The following is a 16,624-nucleotide window of genomic DNA, read 5'->3' as shown; positions in this document are numbered from 1 at the left end:
GTAGTTCAAACTACCTACTAAATTATTAAAATACTTAGCATTATGGAGGTAACATAAGTGTTTAAAAAATTATTTAAATTTAATAAAAAAAAGCAAGAAGAAGTAAAAGAAATTGAAGAATCTATTGAAAAACAAGATAAAGAAGAGGTTGAAGTTGAACAAGTACATAATGAAGTAGATAATAATGAAGAAAGTGAACATGTAATAACTGAAGAATTACAAGAAGATACAATAGATGAAGTTTGTGAAGCTATAAAGGAAGAAGCTATCGAAGAAGTAAAAGACGACATTAAGAATATAGAAACAAAAGAAGAAATAGACGAAGCTAAAGAGGTTATAGAAGAGTCTGAATATAAAGAAGAGCTAGAAGAAGTTAAGGAGGCCATAGAAGAAATAGGTAGTGAAGAAGTTTCTTATATAGAAAATGATGATAAATATGAAGATATAAAAGAAGTAGATCAAGAATTAGTAGAAGAGGTTAAAGAAAAGAAAGTCAACTTATTTGATAGATTAAAGCAAGGTTTAACTAAAGCTAAGCAAGGTATAACAGATAAGATAGATACAGTATTGAAGTCGTATACAAAGGTCGATGAAGAATTATTAGAAGACTTAGAAGAAGTATTAATAACTGCAGATGTTGGTGTTAATACTACTATGGATATAATTGAAAGACTTAGAGATGTAATAAAGTCAAAGAAGATAACAGATCCGAAAGATGTTAGAAGTGAACTGCAATTAATAGTAGAAGAAATACTGACTTCAGATAACTCAAAGCTTGATGTAGAGCACTCACCAACTATAATACTTATGGTAGGCGTAAATGGAGTTGGAAAAACAACTACTATAGGAAAATTAGCAAATAGATATAAATCAGAAGGAAAAAAAGTATTACTAGCAGCAGGAGATACATTTAGAGCGGCGGCTATAGAGCAATTAGAAGTATGGGCTAATAGAAGCAATGTAGATATAATAAAGCATCAAGAAGGTGCAGACCCAGGCGCTGTAATATTTGATGCTATAAAAGCAGCAAAAGCTAGAAATGTAGATTTATTAATTTGTGATACAGCAGGTAGATTACATAATAAAGCTAATCTTATGAATGAATTAGGTAAAGTATTTAAAATAGTAGATAGAGAATTCCCAGAAGCTAAAAGAGAGGTATTATTGGTAGTTGACGCTACTACAGGGCAAAATGCAGTTTCTCAAGCGAAAACATTCAAGCAAGTAGCAGATATAACAGGAATAGTTCTTACTAAGCTTGATGGTACAGCTAAAGGTGGAGTTGTGCTTGCAGTTAAATCAGAAGTAGATGTTCCGGTTAAATTAATTGGTGTAGGAGAGAGCGTGGAAGACTTACAAGACTTTGATGCGAAGGCATTTTCAGATGCTTTATTTGGGAATAATTAGCTTATAAAAATAAATGTTGACAACACATAAGATTTAATATAAAATACAATGTGTAAAGTAAATAACCTTTACAGTATATCACTTGGGAAGTGAACGAATGAATATAGAAAAAATGATTGAGATTGGGTTATTATTTGAGCAATATAAAGATCTACTTACTGAAAAGCAAAGAGAAATAGTATCTTTATATTACGAAGAAAATTACTCTCTTGGTGAAATAAGTGAAAACTTAAATGTATCAAGACAAGGTGTTTATGATACATTAAAAAGATCAGAAAAAATCCTAAGAGATTATGAGGACAAGCTTAAGTTAGTTTCTCAGCTTAAAGAGCAGGAAAAACTTGTTAAACTTGTTCAAAATAAAATTGTTGACATTAAACAAGATTTATTGCAAAATAGAGATTGTGCTAATTTAATCCCTAAGCTAGAGAACATAGAAGATATATGTAGGGAGATGTTAAAATGATATTTGAAGGATTATCAGATAAATTACAAGGCGCTTTAAGTAAGTTAAAATCAAAAGGAAGATTAACTGAAGATGATGTTAAAAGTGCTATGAGAGAAGTTAAGCTTGCTCTTCTTGAAGCAGATGTTAACTTTAAAGTAGTAAAAGACTTTGTTAAAAAAGTTCAAGAAAGATGTGTTGGGCAAGAGGTAATGCAAGGATTAAACCCTGCACAACATGTAATAAAAATAGTAAATGAAGAACTTACAAGTCTAATGGGAGATGTTCAAAGTAAAATAATGATATCTCCAAAACCACCAACAGTAATAATGATGGTTGGTCTTCAAGGTGCTGGTAAAACTACTACTTCAGGTAAACTTGGTGGATATTTTAAAAAACAAGGGAAAAGACCTTTATTAATAGCTGGAGATATATATAGACCAGCAGCCATTAAGCAGTTACAAGTTGTAGGTGAAAAATTAGATATACCAGTATTTAATATGGGTGATAAAGAAAGCCCAGTAAATATAGCAAAGGCAGGATTAAGTCATGCTATAAAAAATAATCATGACTTAGTTATTATAGATACAGCAGGTAGACTTCATATAGATGAAGCTTTAATGGATGAGCTAAAATCTATAAAAGCTGAAGTTAAACCACATGAAATACTTTTAGTTGTAGATTCTATGACAGGACAAGATGCAGTAAATGTATCGGAAAGCTTTAATGAAGCTCTTGGCATAGATGGAGTAGTTTTAACTAAACTAGACGGTGACACTAGAGGTGGTGCGGCACTTTCAATAAGAGCTGTAACACAAAAACCTATAAAATTCATAGGTATGGGTGAGAAGTTAGATGATTTAGAACCATTCCATCCAGATAGAATGGCTTCAAGAATATTAGGAATGGGAGATGTCCTAAGCCTAATAGAAAAAGCTCAAGAAAGTATAGATTTAGAAAAAGCTAAAGAATTAGAACAAAAGATTAAAAAACAAGATTTTGATTTTGAAGATTTACTACAACAAATGGAACAAATTCAAAATATGGGTCCACTTGATAAAGTATTAGGCATGATACCAGGTATGGGGAATATAAAAGACCAACTTGGTGATGTTGATCTGAATGGAAAAGAAATGAAGAGAAGCAAAGCAATAATACAATCAATGACTCCAGAAGAAAGAAGAGATCCATCGCTATTAAATGCATCTAGAAAGAAAAGAATAGCAAAAGGTAGTGGTACGAGTGTACAAGATGTAAACAGAATGATAAAACAACTTAATGAGATGAAGAAAATGATGAAGATGTTTACAGGCTCACAAAAAAGTATGAAGAAAAGGGGCGGTTTTGCCGGACTTCCTTTCTTTAAATAAATAAAAAAAGACAAAAATTATTCGGAGGTGACTGTAATGGCAGTTAAAATAAGATTAAAAAGAATGGGATCAAACAAAAAACCTTTCTACAGAATAGTAGTTGCGGACTCTAGATCTCCAAGAGATGGAAAATTCATAGAAGAAATAGGATACTACAACCCAGTTTCTCAACCAAAGCAAATAAAAATAAACGATGAGAAAGCTGTTAAGTGGTTATCAAACGGTGCTCAACCAACTGATACTGTTAAAACTTTATTAGTTAACAACGGAGTAATGGAAAAATTCGAAGCTTCTAAGCAAGCTAAGTAATTCATTAGATAACAGAAGCATATATTAGGAGATGAAATATATGAAAGAGCTAGTGTTAGATATAGCTAAGGCTCTAGTTGATAATCCTGACGAAGTTAAAATTGAGGAAAGTATAAAAGAAGATGAAATAATCTTAAAACTTAGTGTTTCTCAAGATGATATGGGTAAGGTTATCGGTAAGCAGGGCAGAATAGCTAAAGCTATAAGAACTGTCATAAGATCTGCTGCAAATAGAGAAAATAAAAAAGTTTCTCTTGAGATAGTATAGAAAGGATTAGGTATATACCTAATCCTTTTTGTTTATAATACGAATAAAATGTAATTCTTGAAAGTAAGGTGACAATCATGAACAATAAATTAACTCACTTTAAAGTTGGTAAGATAGTTAACACTCAAGGTTTAAAAGGAGAGGTAAGAGTTTATCCTTTTACTGATGATATAAATAGATTTGACGATTTAGATGTTTTTTATTTAGACAAAGATTTTAATACAAAATGGAATGTGGAAAGAGTTAGATACAAAGGCAATCTTGTAATAATGAAGATAAAAAATATCGATTCAATAGAGAAGGCAGAAGTATTAAGAGATAAATTTATTTATGTATCTAGAGAAGATGGTAGAGAGCTAGAGGAAGATGAGTATTTTATAGCTGATATGATAGGTTTAGAAGTATATACTGTAGATGGTGAAAAAGTTGGTGTATTAAAAGACGTTCTTCAATATGCTGCAAATGATGTATATATTGTTAAAGGAGAAGAAAAAGAATACTTAATACCTGCTATAATGAAATTTGTACCTACTATAGATATGAAAGAAAGAAAAATGATAATAGACCCTATTAAGGGAATGTTAGATTAGGTGATAAAATGAGATTTCATATAATGACTCTTTTCCCTGAGGTTTTTAATTCATACATGAATGAAAGTATAATGAAAAGAGCTGTTGAAAAGGGAATTATAGAAGTAAATATATATAATATTAGAGACTTCTCGACTAATAAGCATAAAAAAGTAGATGATTATCCTTTTGGAGGAGGAGCAGGCATGCTTATGACTCCACAGCCTATATATGATACTTATAAGCATATAATTGATACGCATAATATAAAAAATCCTAGAGTTATATATTTAACTCCAAAGGGAAAAGTACATAGTCAAGAAATAGCACAAGATATGTCAAAAAATGAAGATATAATACTTTTATGTGGACATTATGAAGGAATAGACCAAAGAGTTATAGATTTAATAGTTACTGATGAAATATCCATAGGAGATTATGTATTGACAGGTGGAGAACTTCCTGCACTTATATTAATAGATTCTATATCTAGACTAATACCAGGGGTGTTAAGTCAAAATGAATCTTTTGAAGAAGAATCATTTAAAGATAATTTATTAGAATATCCTCACTATACAAGACCAAGAGAATTTATGGGAATTGAAGTACCTAAAGTTTTACTTTCAGGAAACCATAAGAAAATTGAAGAGTGGAGATATGAAGAATCGGTAAAACTTACTAAGGAAAGAAGACCAGATTTGTACAAAAAGACTTGTAAGAAATAAAAATATATAGTATAATCGATATTGTTGAAAAATACGGGCGTTCCTCTGCTACACTGGTCAAGTATTAAGAACGTCTATGAACTAGGAGGAAAAAAATGAACGAAATATTAAGATCATTAGAACAAGAACAATTAAGAAACGATGTTCCTAACTTTGGACCTGGGGACACAGTAAAAGTACACGTTAAGATAGTTGAAGGAAAAAGAGAAAGAGTTCAAGTATTCGAAGGTGTAGTATTAAAGAGACAAGGTGCAGGTGCTAGAGAAACTTTCACTGTAAGAAAAATATCTTTCAACGTTGGAGTAGAAAGAACTTTCCCAGTTCATTCTCCAAAATTAGAGAAGATAGAAGTAACTAGAAGAGGTAAAGTAAGAAGAGCTAAATTAACTTACCTAAGAGGTAGAGTTGGTAAAGCTGCTAAGATAAAAGAAGCTAGATAATTAAAGACTTTACTATAAATAAAAGAGTTGTCTAAGTGAGTTATTCATTTTGGCAACTCTTTTTACGTTATACAAAATTGATATTTAAAAATAAGGTGTTTTAAATATCGTTAATTAAATTTTTATAACAGTATAGTAAATTAAAAATTTGAAAATCATAGAAATAAAAGATTGGATTACAATTATTATTATTGAACTGAAGATTATGATATAATAAATAAGTTCGATATGATTAAAAAATAGTATAAATAGTCAAAGGAGTGATAATCATGGCAAGAGGAGATAAAATGAGATCTGATTATGAAGATTATCTTGTAGATGATAATTTACATATAAACTGGTATCCTGGTCATATGAAAAAGACTAAGGAGTTAGTTAGAAGTAATTTAAAATTAGTTGATGTAGTTGTAGAACTTTTAGATGCGAGAATTCCATATAGTAGTAAAAATCCAGATATAGATAAATTAGCAGGAAATAAACCAAGAGTTGTAATATTAAATAAAAGTGATTTAGCTGATAGAAATAAATTAAATAGATGGATAAATTACTATAAGCAGCAAGGAATAAAAGCTATACCTGTTGATACTATGAAAGGTTCAGGTTTAAATAAATTAATAGATGAGTGTAAAAATGTTACTAAAGAAAAAATGGATGCACTAAAGGAAAAAGGTAGAAAAGAAAGACCTATAAGAATAATGATAGTTGGAGTACCTAATGTTGGTAAATCCTCTATAATAAATAAATTAACTGGTAGAAAAAGTACAGTAACAGGAGATAAGCCAGGTGTAACTAAAGGTAAACAATGGGTTAGGTTAAAAGGAAACTTAGAGTTATTAGATACACCAGGTATACTTTGGCCTAAGTTTGAAGATCAAGAAGTAGCATTAAATTTAGCATTTAGTAGAGCTATAAAAGATGAAGTTTTAGATGTAGAAACATTAGCTTTAAGACTTATAGAAAAGCTTATGGACATTGAACCAGAGAAACTAAAGGCGAGATATAAGTTAGAAGAATTAGGCGAAACTGGTCTTGAGACTATGGATATGATAGGTCGTAAGAGAGGATTTATAACTGGAAGAAAAGAACTAGACTACTCTCGTATAGCATATACTGTTTTAAATGAATTTAGAGAAGGTAAGATAGGACAGATAAGCTTAGAAGTTCCTGAAGATATAAAGTAATATATAAATTGAAATTATTAATATAAATAAAAGATTACCTAAAAGACATTGATAGTTGCACAATTGCAATACCTTTTAGGTAATCTTTTTATTATTATTTTATATAATAAAAGGATTACCATTTATAAAAAAGTCAGAAAAAATCTAAAATTTCTAATATTATTGACAATTTAGAAAGTAAAATATATAATAAATTTTAAATTATAATTTATATGCAATATTAGGAGGCATTATATGCAAAAAATGAAAGATATAATGGTGGTAGGATTTGCACTATTTGCTATGTTCTTTGGAGCAGGTAATTTAATTTTCCCACCATTTTTAGGATTAGTATCAGGAGATAGTTGGATAACTGGATTTACAGGATTTATATTAGCAGACGTAGGTTTAGCTTTATTAGCAATACTAGCATCAGCTAAATGTAATGGAGAAGTAAGTAAAGTATTAGGCAGATCAGGTAAATATTTATCTATAGTATTAGGGTGTTCTATAATGATTTGTTTGGGTCCGCTTTTAGCAATACCTAGAACTGCAGCAACTACATATGAAATGGGAATAATGCCATTGGTTGATGGATTTAATCCTATTATTTTCTCTATAATATTCTTTGTATTAACTTTAGTATTAACTATAAAGCCATCAAAAGTTATAGATATAATAGGTTCATTCTTAACACCAACATTATTAATAGCTTTAGCTGTATTAATAATAGCTGGAATATTAAATCCATTAGGTGATATAAGTCATACTCCTATGATAGATAATGTATTTGCAGAAGGTATTAATCAAGGGTATCAAACTATGGATACTCTAGGTGCAGCAGCCTTATCTACAGTAGTAATAGCCACGATAGTAAATAAAGGATATAAAGATGAAAAGCTTAAAGTTAAGTTAACTTTACAAGCTGGTATAGTAGCATCAATAGGATTATGTTTAGTTTATGGAGGTCTTACATATTTAGGAGCAACAGTATCGAATAAATATGGTATAGATGTAGTTCAAACATCATTAATAGTTAATATAACTAGTATGTTACTTGGACAGCCAGGTAAAATAATTCTTGCAATAATAGTAGGTCTTGCTTGTTTAACAACATCAGTAGGTCTTACATCTGCAACGGGACAATATTTTACAAAGCTTACAAATGGAAAATTAAAATATGAAACAATTGTAATTATAGTGTGTATATTTAGTGCTATAGTATCTAATTTTGGAGTTAGTACAATAATTAAGTTCTCAGCTCCGATATTAAGTTTAATTTATCCTGCTACTGTTACCTTAATAATATTAACTTTATTTGGTGAAAAAATTAAAAATGACAATGTATTTAAGTTTTCTACTTATATGGCTTTAATAGTGAGTATGTTAACAGTTGCAAATGATTTTAATATAAATATACCATTTATTTTAAATTTACCTTTTGCTCAATATGGATTTAATTGGATAGTTCCAGTTGTTATAGCAGGTATTATAGGTAGCTTCATAAAACCTAAAAAATCAAATAAATATAAAATGAGTAAAGCTGTTTAATAAAATAGATGTCCAAGATAAACTAAAGTTCTTAAAGTGATTTTAATTTATTTTGGACATTTTTTATATGTAATAAAAGTATTGAATCGGATAGAGTAGCTTATAATAAATTTATATTTTAAATAAAAAATTGTTATGAGAGGTAGAATTATAAGTATTTTTATTAAAATAAGAAATTATGTTAATATATATATGTATTATAAAAGAATAAGGAGAAGCTTATGACAAATAAAAGCGTAAAAGAAATTAAAGAAATAGTAGATAATTTAGAACCAGAAAAATATCTGGAGTACATAGAGATACTAAGATGTGATGAAAGAAAATCGGTACAAAACTTAGCTGTGAAGCTAGCTAAAAAGTTAGATAGTATAAGAAGAGAAGAAGAAAGATTAGAAAGAATAAATTTATATGAAAATGAAGGATATGAGAATGGATATCTTTATATAGGAGGAATAGATGAAGCAGGTAGAGGTCCTTTAGCAGGGCCTGTTGTAGCTGCTGTAGTAGTTTTTAAGCAAGGAACAAAGATCGAAGGTATAAATGACTCTAAGAAGTTAAGCGAATCTAAAAGAGATGAATTATTTGATATTATAAAAGATAAAGCTCTTGACTATGGTATAGGAATTGTAAATAGTGAAGAAATAGATGAGTTTAATATATTAAATGCTACTTATATGGCTATGAAAAAAGCATTAAATTGTTTAAAACAAAAGCCAGACTATTTATTAGTAGATGCAGCTACAATACCTGGTATAGATATAAAGCAAAAACCTATTATAAAAGGTGATTCAAAGTCTATATCAATAGCTGCAGCTAGTATATTAGCGAAAGTAACAAGAGATAGTATAATGTATCAGTATGATGAGATATATCCACAGTATGGGTTTAAGAGTCATAAAGGATATGGAACAAAAGAACATTATGAAGCCATTGAAAAATCTGGTATAACTCCAATCCATAGAAAGAGCTTTTTAAAGAATATGCTATAATATACTAGTAAATATAAAAAATATGGGGGTATTAACAATGGACTATAAAGAAATGTTAAAAAATGCCAGAATAAATTTAAATGGAAGTTGTAGAGTCTGTAAAGTTTGCAACGGGGTAGTATGTGCTGGAGAAGTTCCAGGCATGGGAGGTAAAGGAAGTGGATCTTCTTTTATAGAAAACTTTAAAAGTTTAGAAAAAGTTAAAATAAATATGAGGATAATACATAATGTTTCGAAACCAGATACTTCTTTTGAGTTATTTGGTAGAAAAATGGCATTACCAATATTTGCTGCACCTGTAACAGGAACTACATTAAATATGGGTGGAGGTCTTACAGAAAAAGAATATATAACATCTGTAGTACAAGGTTGTATTGATGCTGGTATATATGCTATGGTAGGAGATACAGCTATAGATTCATTCTTAATGGATAACTTAGAAGTTCTATCAAATAATAGTGGAAATGGAATAGTTTTCATAAAGCCTTGGGAAAATGATGATATAATAAGAAAAATTAAATTATCAGAAGAATCAGGGGCTTTTGCAGTAGGTGTGGATATAGATGCATGTGGACTAGTGACATTATCTATGCACGGTAAAAATGTAGTACCGAAATCAATAGAAGAGATAAAAGAATTAAAGGCATCTACAAAGCTACCGTTCATATTAAAGGGAATAATGACTGTTGAAGATGCTATTATGGCAGTAGAAGCAGGTGTTGATGCTATAGTGGTGTCAAATCATGGAGGAAGAGTATTAGATTGTACTCCAGGCGTTGCTGATGTTCTTCCTAAAATTGCTGAAGCTGTAAAAGGAAAAGTTACTATACTTGCAGATGGCGGAGTAAGAACTGGTGTAGATATATTAAAGATGATTGGTTTAGGTGCCGATGCTGTATTAATAGGTAGACCATTTGTAACAGCCTCTTTTGGTGGAGGAAAAGATGGAGTAAAAGCATACGTAAATAAAGTTAAATCAGAGCTAGAATCAACTATGATATTAACTGGATGTAAAACAATTAAAGATATAGATAGTAAAGTAATATATAAATAATATTTAATTTACTAATAAGAATTAACTGATTTATAAAATATGGTTATCTATTTTCGTAGATAACCATATTTTATTTTTATCTTTAATATATAGTTAATTTAACAAGGTATTATTTAAATGACTTATATATTATATAAAAAGGGGAATATTTCAATAAAAAGGATTATATTTGTATACTTATATAATGTATTGACAATAATTACAAAAAATTACCTATAGGAGTTAAGTATGAATAATAAAGAAAAAGGCGAATTAGGAGAGCGTATAGCTTTAAGATATTTAATTAAAAAAGGTGCTAAAATACTAGAAAAAAATTATAAGATAAAAAGTGGAGAAATAGATATTATTGCAAAATTAGATAATGAACTAGTATTTATAGAAGTTAAATCTAGAAGTAATTTAAACTATGGATATCCAGCAGAAGCTGTTAACTATAAAAAAATTAAGAAAATATTAAATGTAGCAAAGTATTATTTACTAATAAATAATTTACATAATGTTCCTATAAGATTTGATGTATTAGAAATTTATTTTAATGAAAGTAAAATTAATCATATTATTAATGCTTTTTAGAAAGGAAGTAAGCATGTTAAGTATAATTAATTCAAGTAATATTATCGGAATAGAAAGTTTTTTAGTCAAGGTAGAGGTAGATATAACCAATGGGATACCATGTTTTAATATAGTAGGGCTTCCTAGTATGGAGATAAGAGAATCTAGAGAACGAGTAAAATCAGCAATTATAAATAGCGGATATAAATTTCCAAATTCAAGAATCGTAGTGAATTTATCCCCAGCGGATATGAAAAAAGAAGGATCTTTTTTAGATTTATCTATATGTATTGGATTATTAAGAAATCATATAAATAAGGAAGATAATTATTTGGATGAAAGTATGTTTATAGGAGAATTATCATTAGACGGAAAACTTAGAAGAGTAAAAGGTATTTTGCCTATAGTTATAGGTGCAAAAAAGTATGATATTAAAAGGATTTTTATACCGTTTGACAATTTAATAGAAAGTTCTTTCATTGATGGAATAGACATTATACCTATACATAGTTTGAATGAGTGTATAGGATATTTGAATGGAGATCTAGTGATAAATAATGATGAAATTTTAGCTTTGAAAAAAAGCAATACTAACTGTGTAGATGAGATATATGAAGAAGATTTTGAAGATGTTAGAGGCAATTATTTTGTAAAAAGAGGTGCAGAAATAGCTGCTGCAGGTAACCATAATATTCTTATGATAGGACCACCTGGATCAGGTAAAACAATGATAGCGAAAAGAATAAGAACTATTCTACCTAAGATAGATAAAGATGAAATGTTAGAAGTAAGCAAAATCTATAGTGTTGCAGGATTGATCGATGAAGAAATAGGTATTATCAGTAAAAGACCTTTCAGGTCTCCTCATCATACATCTACAAAACAATCATTAATTGGAGGTGGAAATGATCCAAAACCAGGGGAAGTTGTACTATCACATAGAGGTGTATTGTTTTTAGATGAAATAGCTGAATTTGATAGAAGAATTTTAGAAACGCTACGACAGCCTGTAGAAGATAAATATATAAATATATCTAGAATTAAATATAGTGTAAGTTATCCGTGTAATATGTTATTAATAGGAGCAATGAACCCTTGTCCATGTGGATATTATATGTCAGATAAAGAATGCAAGTGTAAATCTTATGAAGTTAATAGATATTTAAATAAAATATCAGGACCATTACTAGATAGATTTGATGTTTTTATAGAAGTCAACCAAGTTCCGTACGGAGAGTTTAAAAATAATAAAACTTCAGAAAAATCTAAGGATATAAAGAGCAGAGTTGAAATGGCAAGGGAAATTCAAAGAAATAGATTTAAAAATGATTTTATAAGTACCAATAATGAAATAAGATCTTCAAAACTTGATGAATATTGCAAACTTGATAAAGAGGCAAAAAAAATAACTGAAATAATTTTTAATAAATATAAATTAAGCAATAGAAGTTACACTAAGCTTATAAAAATGTCTAGAACTATAGCTGATTTAGATGAAAGTAATATTATAAAATCAAGTCATATAAATGAAGCTTTTTCCTATAGAAAAGCTTATTATACTTATTTTAGATAGAGGTGAATTATGGATAGAAAAGATGCTTATTTATGGCTTAAATCTATAAGTGGTATAAGTACAAAAACAATTGAAAAAATAAAAGATGAAGTAGGAAATATTGAGACTTTGATGGATTTTTCAGACAAAGAAATATACAGTTTAAAAAATATAAATTTAAATATTAAAGAAAATATAGTAAAATATAAAAGCAATTCATATTTAGACAAATTAAAAGAAATCTTATATAAAGAAGGTATTAAATATATTTGTGTTGATGATAATGAGTATCCATATGATTTAAAAAACATATATAATCCTCCAATAATATTATTTTATAAAGGAAATTTATCTATACTTAATGATAATTTAAACTTAGCTATGGTAGGATCTAGAAAACCAACTAGATACGGGATAAGTTGTGCTAAAAAATTAAGTGAGCAATTATCAAGTTTAGGTATTAATATAGTTAGTGGATTAGCTATGGGGATTGACTCGTATTCTCATATAGGATGTATGAAAGGAGAAGGAAAAACTATTGCGGTTTTAGGGTCTTCAGTTAATAATCCTCTTCCTAAGCAAAATATAGCATTAGCAAATAATATAATAGAAAATGGAGGTCTTATAGTATCGGAATACAATGTCAACTCTGCTGTAATTCCATCAAATTTTTCTAATAGAAATAGAATTATAAGTGGAGTGAGTAAAGGTGTTATAGTTGTTGAAGCGGCTAGTAAAAGTGGAGCTTTGATAACCACTGAATTTGCATTAGATCAAGGAAAAAATATATTTGCAGTACCTGGGAATATAAACTCAGAAATGAGTAGAGGTTGCCACAAAATCATTAAAGATGGCGCAAAATTAATAGAAGGTTTAGATGATATAATTAATGAATATAATATAAGTTGCATTAAAAATATAGAATTTGGTGAAAATTATGATAATATAGATTTAAGCGAGGAAAGTGTTATCATAATGAATGCTATAAAAAATAATGGAGTCTTGCAAATTGATGACATTTGTGATTATACTGGTATGGAAATAAAATCAGTTAATACAGGACTAAATGAACTAGTATTAAAGGATATTATAATAGAATCAAATAATAATACATATAGTTTAAATGTATAAATAAGATAGATAGTGGGGGTGTGTGCTTTAAAATGGCAAAAACATTAGTCATCGTGGAATCGCCTGCAAAAGCTAAAACAATAGAGAAGTTTTTAGGAAAGAGCCATTACACAGTAAAGGCATCTGTAGGTCATGTAAGGGACTTGCCTAAAAGTAAGTTAGGTGTAGATATAGAAAATAATTTTGAACCTCAATATATTAATATAAGAGGTAAGGGTGATGTTATAAAAGAACTTAAAAAAGAAGCGAAAAAATCTAAACAAGTTTATCTAGCTACCGACCCTGATAGAGAAGGAGAAGCTATATCATGGCATTTAGCTCATATATTGAATATAGAAGAAGATAAAGAATGCAGGATAGAATTTAATGAAATTACAAAAGAAACTATAAAAAAGGCAATAAAGAGTCCTAGAACTATAAATCTAAATATGGTTGATGCTCAACAAGCAAGAAGAGTTCTTGATAGATTATTAGGATATCAAATAAGTCCTATACTTTGGCAGAAAGTAAGAAAAGGTCTTAGTGCAGGTAGAGTTCAATCTGTAACAACTAAGCTAATTTGTGATAGGGAAAAAGATATAAATGCATTTATACCAAAAGAATATTGGACGATAGAAATAGATGCAAAAACAGAAAATAATGAAGATATAGCTCTTAAGTTTTATGGAAAATCAAATGAGAAGATTGAACTAGAAAATGAGGAAGCTGTAAATAGTATTTTGGAACAAATACAAAATCAAGATTTACTGGTTGAAAAAATAGAATCTAAATCAAGAAGAAAAGCTGCGCCAAAGCCTTTTACAACAAGTGTTCTACAACAAGAAGCAGCTAATAAATTATCCTTTACTACAAAAAAGACAATGATGATAGCTCAAGAATTATATGAAGGTATAGACGTAGAAGGTGAAGGTACAGTAGGTCTTATATCATACATAAGGACTGACTCAAGAAGAATATCAGAGGAAGCTAAAGAAAAATCTAAGGAATATATATTAGATAAGCTTGGTGAGAGTTACTATAAAAAAGCTACAGATGATAAAAAGAAGGTTAAAGAAAATAAAAAAGTTCAAGATGCTCATGAGGCTATAAGACCTACATCTGTATATAGAACACCTGAAAGTATAAAGTCATCTTTAAGTAAAGATCAGTTTAAGTTATACAATTTAATCTGGAGAAGATTTGTTGCTAGCCAAATGGAAGATTCTATATTTGATGTTTTAAATGTAGAATGCAAAGTTGGAGATTTTATATTTAAAGCGACAGGATCAAAAATGAAATTTGATGGATATACAAAAATTTATAACTTTATAGAAAGAGAAGATAAAATTCTTCCAGCTATAGAAGAAGGTAACAAATTAAATATAAATGAAGTTATTCCTAATCAACATTTTACTCAACCACCAGCTAGATATACAGAAGCTAGTTTAGTAAAAACATTAGAGGAGTTAGGTATAGGTAGACCAAGTACTTATGTCCCTACAATAACTACTATATTAAATAGAGGATATGTTGAAAAACAAGGTACAAGTTTATGTCCGACAGAGTTAGGTATAATTGTAACTAATATATTAGAAGATAACTTCCAAAAGTTTATAGATGTAGACTTTACAGCTCAAATGGAAAATGATTTAGATACTATAGAAGAGGGGAATACACAGTGGAAAAGTGTAGTAGCTAAGTCATATGAGCCATTAAAAGAGGCTATAGAAACTGCAATTGCAAATGTTGAAAAAGTTAATATGGATGAAGAAACTGATGAAATTTGTGAAAACTGTGGCTCTAATATGGTTATAAAATATGGAAGATTTGGAAAATTCATGGCATGTAAAAACTATCCAGAATGTAAAAACACAAAGCCACTTGTAAATAAAATTGGTGTAAAATGTCCAATATGTAAGGATGGAGATATAATTTTAAGGAAGTCTAAAAAAGGTAAATCATTTTATGGGTGTTCTAACTATCCAAATTGTGATTTTGTATCTTGGAGTAAGCCAACTGGTGAAATTTGTGAACATTGTGGTTCGTATATGATAGAGAAGGTAACTAAATCTGAAACCAAAAATGTATGTTCGAATAAAGATTGTAAAAAATAAAGAATATATAGATAAATACTTTATAATTTGAAAGAAAAATCAAAATATATTTTATATTGAAAAACTATCTATTTTATGATAAGATTCTTATTGCATAAATTATGAATGTAAGTTTTTGTTTGAATATAAATGAATATAAGGAAAGATATAAATAAAGGTTATTTAGGCCTATATTTCATGAGGAGATGATTATAAATGGCGAGCGAAGTATTACAAAAAACGAGAAAAATAAATAGGACATTACAAACAAGTGGAGGAAGTAGTGTTTCATTCGAACTATTAGCAGGTGCATTAGGAGAAGTTCTTAGTGCAAATGTATATGTATTGAGCACAAAAGGGAAAATATTAGGTCTTTATCTTAATGATGAAGCAGATAGCTCTGTAGTTGAAGAAGAAGATACTAATCAAAAAATGTTCCCGAAAGAATACAATAAGAGTTTATTAAAAATATCGGAGACATTAGATAACTTAACTGGAGAAGAAATGCTTAAATTATTCCCTGATGAACATGGAAGACTTGAAAAGTATACTACGATAGTTCCTATACTAGGAAGCGGTCAAAGATTAGGAACTTTAGTTTTATCAAGATATGATGAGAGTTTTACAGATGATGATTTAGTTATATCTGAATACAGTGCTACTGTTATAGGTCTTGAAGTATTAAGAGCCTTAAGTGAAGAGTTAGAATTTGAGATGAGAAAGAAAGCAGTAGTTCAAATGGCTATTGGAACATTATCATATTCTGAATTAGAAGCTGTGGAGCATATATTTGACGAATTAAATGGTAAGGAAGGTTTACTTGTAGCAAGTAAAATAGCAGATAGAGTAGGTATAACTAGATCTGTTATAGTTAATGCTTTAAGAAAATTTGAAAGTGCTGGAGTTATAGAATCTAGATCATTAGGTATGAAAGGAACTCATATAAAAATACTTAATGATAAGCTTATACCTGAATTAAAAAAGGTAAAGAATTCTAACTAATTAGAAATAATGAGAAGGTATCTAAGAC

General features: G+C 28.9%; 17 protein-coding genes. All 17 read left to right on the top strand.

Going from position 1 to position 16,624, the window contains the following annotated elements; all coding sequences use genetic code 11:
- The first annotated feature begins 57 nt into the window (after window positions 1–57).
- Window positions 58–1,407 carry a signal recognition particle-docking protein FtsY gene (gene ftsY, locus HF520_RS09360; protein WP_168573770.1) on the top strand — a complete coding sequence of 450 codons (1,350 nt, stop codon included), beginning with the start codon at window positions 58–60 and terminating at the stop codon, window positions 1,405–1,407.
- Window positions 1,408–1,504: 97 nt separating this feature from the next.
- Window positions 1,505–1,873 (top strand): YlxM family DNA-binding protein, encoded by a 369-nt coding sequence (ylxM, locus tag HF520_RS09355; protein WP_168573769.1) that lies wholly within the window; start codon window positions 1,505–1,507, stop codon window positions 1,871–1,873.
- Window positions 1,870–3,222, top strand: a complete 1,353-nt coding sequence (gene ffh, locus HF520_RS09350) for a signal recognition particle protein (protein ID WP_168573768.1) — start codon at window positions 1,870–1,872, stop codon at window positions 3,220–3,222. Before ylxM ends, ffh begins: the two co-directional genes overlap by 4 nt.
- A 36-nt stretch (window positions 3,223–3,258) precedes the next feature.
- Window positions 3,259–3,531 (top strand): 30S ribosomal protein S16, encoded by a 273-nt coding sequence (gene rpsP / locus HF520_RS09345; protein ID WP_122638252.1) that lies wholly within the window; start codon window positions 3,259–3,261, stop codon window positions 3,529–3,531.
- A gap of 40 nt (window positions 3,532–3,571) precedes the next feature.
- Window positions 3,572–3,799, top strand: a complete 228-nt coding sequence (locus HF520_RS09340; protein WP_168573767.1) for a KH domain-containing protein — start codon at window positions 3,572–3,574, stop codon at window positions 3,797–3,799.
- 77 nt (window positions 3,800–3,876) lie between these two features.
- Window positions 3,877–4,389: a ribosome maturation factor RimM gene (gene rimM, locus HF520_RS09335; RefSeq protein WP_168573766.1), complete on the top strand. Its 513-nt coding sequence runs from the start codon at window positions 3,877–3,879 to the stop codon at window positions 4,387–4,389.
- 8 nt (window positions 4,390–4,397) lie between these two features.
- Entirely contained in the window at window positions 4,398–5,093 is a 696-nt protein-coding gene (gene trmD / locus HF520_RS09330; protein ID WP_168573765.1) for a tRNA (guanosine(37)-N1)-methyltransferase TrmD, read from the top strand.
- 95 nt (window positions 5,094–5,188) lie between these two features.
- The gene (gene rplS / locus HF520_RS09325) at window positions 5,189–5,533 is read left to right on the top strand and encodes a 50S ribosomal protein L19 (protein ID WP_122638248.1); all 345 of its coding nucleotides are present in this window, start codon (window positions 5,189–5,191) and stop codon (window positions 5,531–5,533) included.
- A 287-nt stretch (window positions 5,534–5,820) separates the two neighbouring features.
- Complete coding sequence (gene ylqF, locus HF520_RS09320) at window positions 5,821–6,714, top strand: ribosome biogenesis GTPase YlqF (protein ID WP_168574809.1); 894 nt, start codon at window positions 5,821–5,823, stop codon at window positions 6,712–6,714.
- A 234-nt stretch (window positions 6,715–6,948) separates the two neighbouring features.
- Window positions 6,949–8,244, top strand: a complete 1,296-nt coding sequence (brnQ, locus tag HF520_RS09315) for a branched-chain amino acid transport system II carrier protein (protein ID WP_168573764.1) — start codon at window positions 6,949–6,951, stop codon at window positions 8,242–8,244.
- Window positions 8,245–8,465: 221 nt separating this feature from the next.
- Window positions 8,466–9,233, top strand: a complete 768-nt coding sequence (locus HF520_RS09310) for a ribonuclease HII (RefSeq protein WP_168573763.1) — start codon at window positions 8,466–8,468, stop codon at window positions 9,231–9,233.
- A gap of 37 nt (window positions 9,234–9,270) precedes the next feature.
- Window positions 9,271–10,287 carry an alpha-hydroxy-acid oxidizing protein gene (locus HF520_RS09305; RefSeq protein WP_168573762.1) on the top strand — a complete coding sequence of 339 codons (1,017 nt, stop codon included), beginning with the start codon at window positions 9,271–9,273 and terminating at the stop codon, window positions 10,285–10,287.
- 228 nt (window positions 10,288–10,515) lie between these two features.
- On the top strand, window positions 10,516–10,860 hold the full coding sequence (locus HF520_RS09300; protein ID WP_168573761.1) for a YraN family protein: 345 nt from the start codon (window positions 10,516–10,518) through the stop codon (window positions 10,858–10,860).
- A gap of 13 nt (window positions 10,861–10,873) precedes the next feature.
- Window positions 10,874–12,412: a YifB family Mg chelatase-like AAA ATPase gene (locus HF520_RS09295; protein ID WP_168573760.1), complete on the top strand. Its 1,539-nt coding sequence runs from the start codon at window positions 10,874–10,876 to the stop codon at window positions 12,410–12,412.
- A gap of 9 nt (window positions 12,413–12,421) precedes the next feature.
- Window positions 12,422–13,522 (top strand): DNA-processing protein DprA, encoded by a 1,101-nt coding sequence (gene dprA / locus HF520_RS09290; protein WP_168573759.1) that lies wholly within the window; start codon window positions 12,422–12,424, stop codon window positions 13,520–13,522.
- Window positions 13,523–13,554: 32 nt separating this feature from the next.
- On the top strand, window positions 13,555–15,615 hold the full coding sequence (gene topA / locus HF520_RS09285) for a type I DNA topoisomerase (RefSeq protein ID WP_168573758.1): 2,061 nt from the start codon (window positions 13,555–13,557) through the stop codon (window positions 15,613–15,615).
- Window positions 15,616–15,810: 195 nt separating this feature from the next.
- Entirely contained in the window at window positions 15,811–16,596 is a 786-nt protein-coding gene (gene codY / locus HF520_RS09280) for a GTP-sensing pleiotropic transcriptional regulator CodY (protein WP_168573757.1), read from the top strand.
- Window positions 16,597–16,624 lie beyond the last annotated feature (28 nt).

Origin of the sequence: Romboutsia sp. CE17 (genome assembly GCF_012317385.1) — a bacterium.
Taxonomy (GTDB): Bacteria; Bacillota; Clostridia; order Peptostreptococcales; family Peptostreptococcaceae; genus Romboutsia_E.
Note: the sequence above shows the minus strand (reverse complement) of the source record. Positions and strands in the feature narration are given on the sequence as shown.

Coding starts and splice junctions, on each gene's coding strand:
- rplS (WP_122638248.1), top strand. CDS start 5,189: ATGAACGAAATATTAAGATCATTAGAACAAGAACAATTAAGAAACGAT.
- HF520_RS09300 (WP_168573761.1), top strand. CDS start 10,516: ATGAATAATAAAGAAAAAGGCGAATTAGGAGAGCGTATAGCTTTAAGA.
- brnQ (WP_168573764.1), top strand. CDS start 6,949: ATGCAAAAAATGAAAGATATAATGGTGGTAGGATTTGCACTATTTGCT.
- ylxM (WP_168573769.1), top strand. CDS start 1,505: ATGAATATAGAAAAAATGATTGAGATTGGGTTATTATTTGAGCAATAT.
- rimM (WP_168573766.1), top strand. CDS start 3,877: ATGAACAATAAATTAACTCACTTTAAAGTTGGTAAGATAGTTAACACT.
- ffh (WP_168573768.1), top strand. CDS start 1,870: ATGATATTTGAAGGATTATCAGATAAATTACAAGGCGCTTTAAGTAAG.
- topA (WP_168573758.1), top strand. CDS start 13,555: ATGGCAAAAACATTAGTCATCGTGGAATCGCCTGCAAAAGCTAAAACA.
- HF520_RS09340 (WP_168573767.1), top strand. CDS start 3,572: ATGAAAGAGCTAGTGTTAGATATAGCTAAGGCTCTAGTTGATAATCCT.
- dprA (WP_168573759.1), top strand. CDS start 12,422: ATGGATAGAAAAGATGCTTATTTATGGCTTAAATCTATAAGTGGTATA.
- HF520_RS09305 (WP_168573762.1), top strand. CDS start 9,271: ATGGACTATAAAGAAATGTTAAAAAATGCCAGAATAAATTTAAATGGA.
- codY (WP_168573757.1), top strand. CDS start 15,811: ATGGCGAGCGAAGTATTACAAAAAACGAGAAAAATAAATAGGACATTA.
- rpsP (WP_122638252.1), top strand. CDS start 3,259: ATGGCAGTTAAAATAAGATTAAAAAGAATGGGATCAAACAAAAAACCT.
- trmD (WP_168573765.1), top strand. CDS start 4,398: ATGAGATTTCATATAATGACTCTTTTCCCTGAGGTTTTTAATTCATAC.
- ylqF (WP_168574809.1), top strand. CDS start 5,821: ATGAGATCTGATTATGAAGATTATCTTGTAGATGATAATTTACATATA.
- HF520_RS09295 (WP_168573760.1), top strand. CDS start 10,874: ATGTTAAGTATAATTAATTCAAGTAATATTATCGGAATAGAAAGTTTT.
- HF520_RS09310 (WP_168573763.1), top strand. CDS start 8,466: ATGACAAATAAAAGCGTAAAAGAAATTAAAGAAATAGTAGATAATTTA.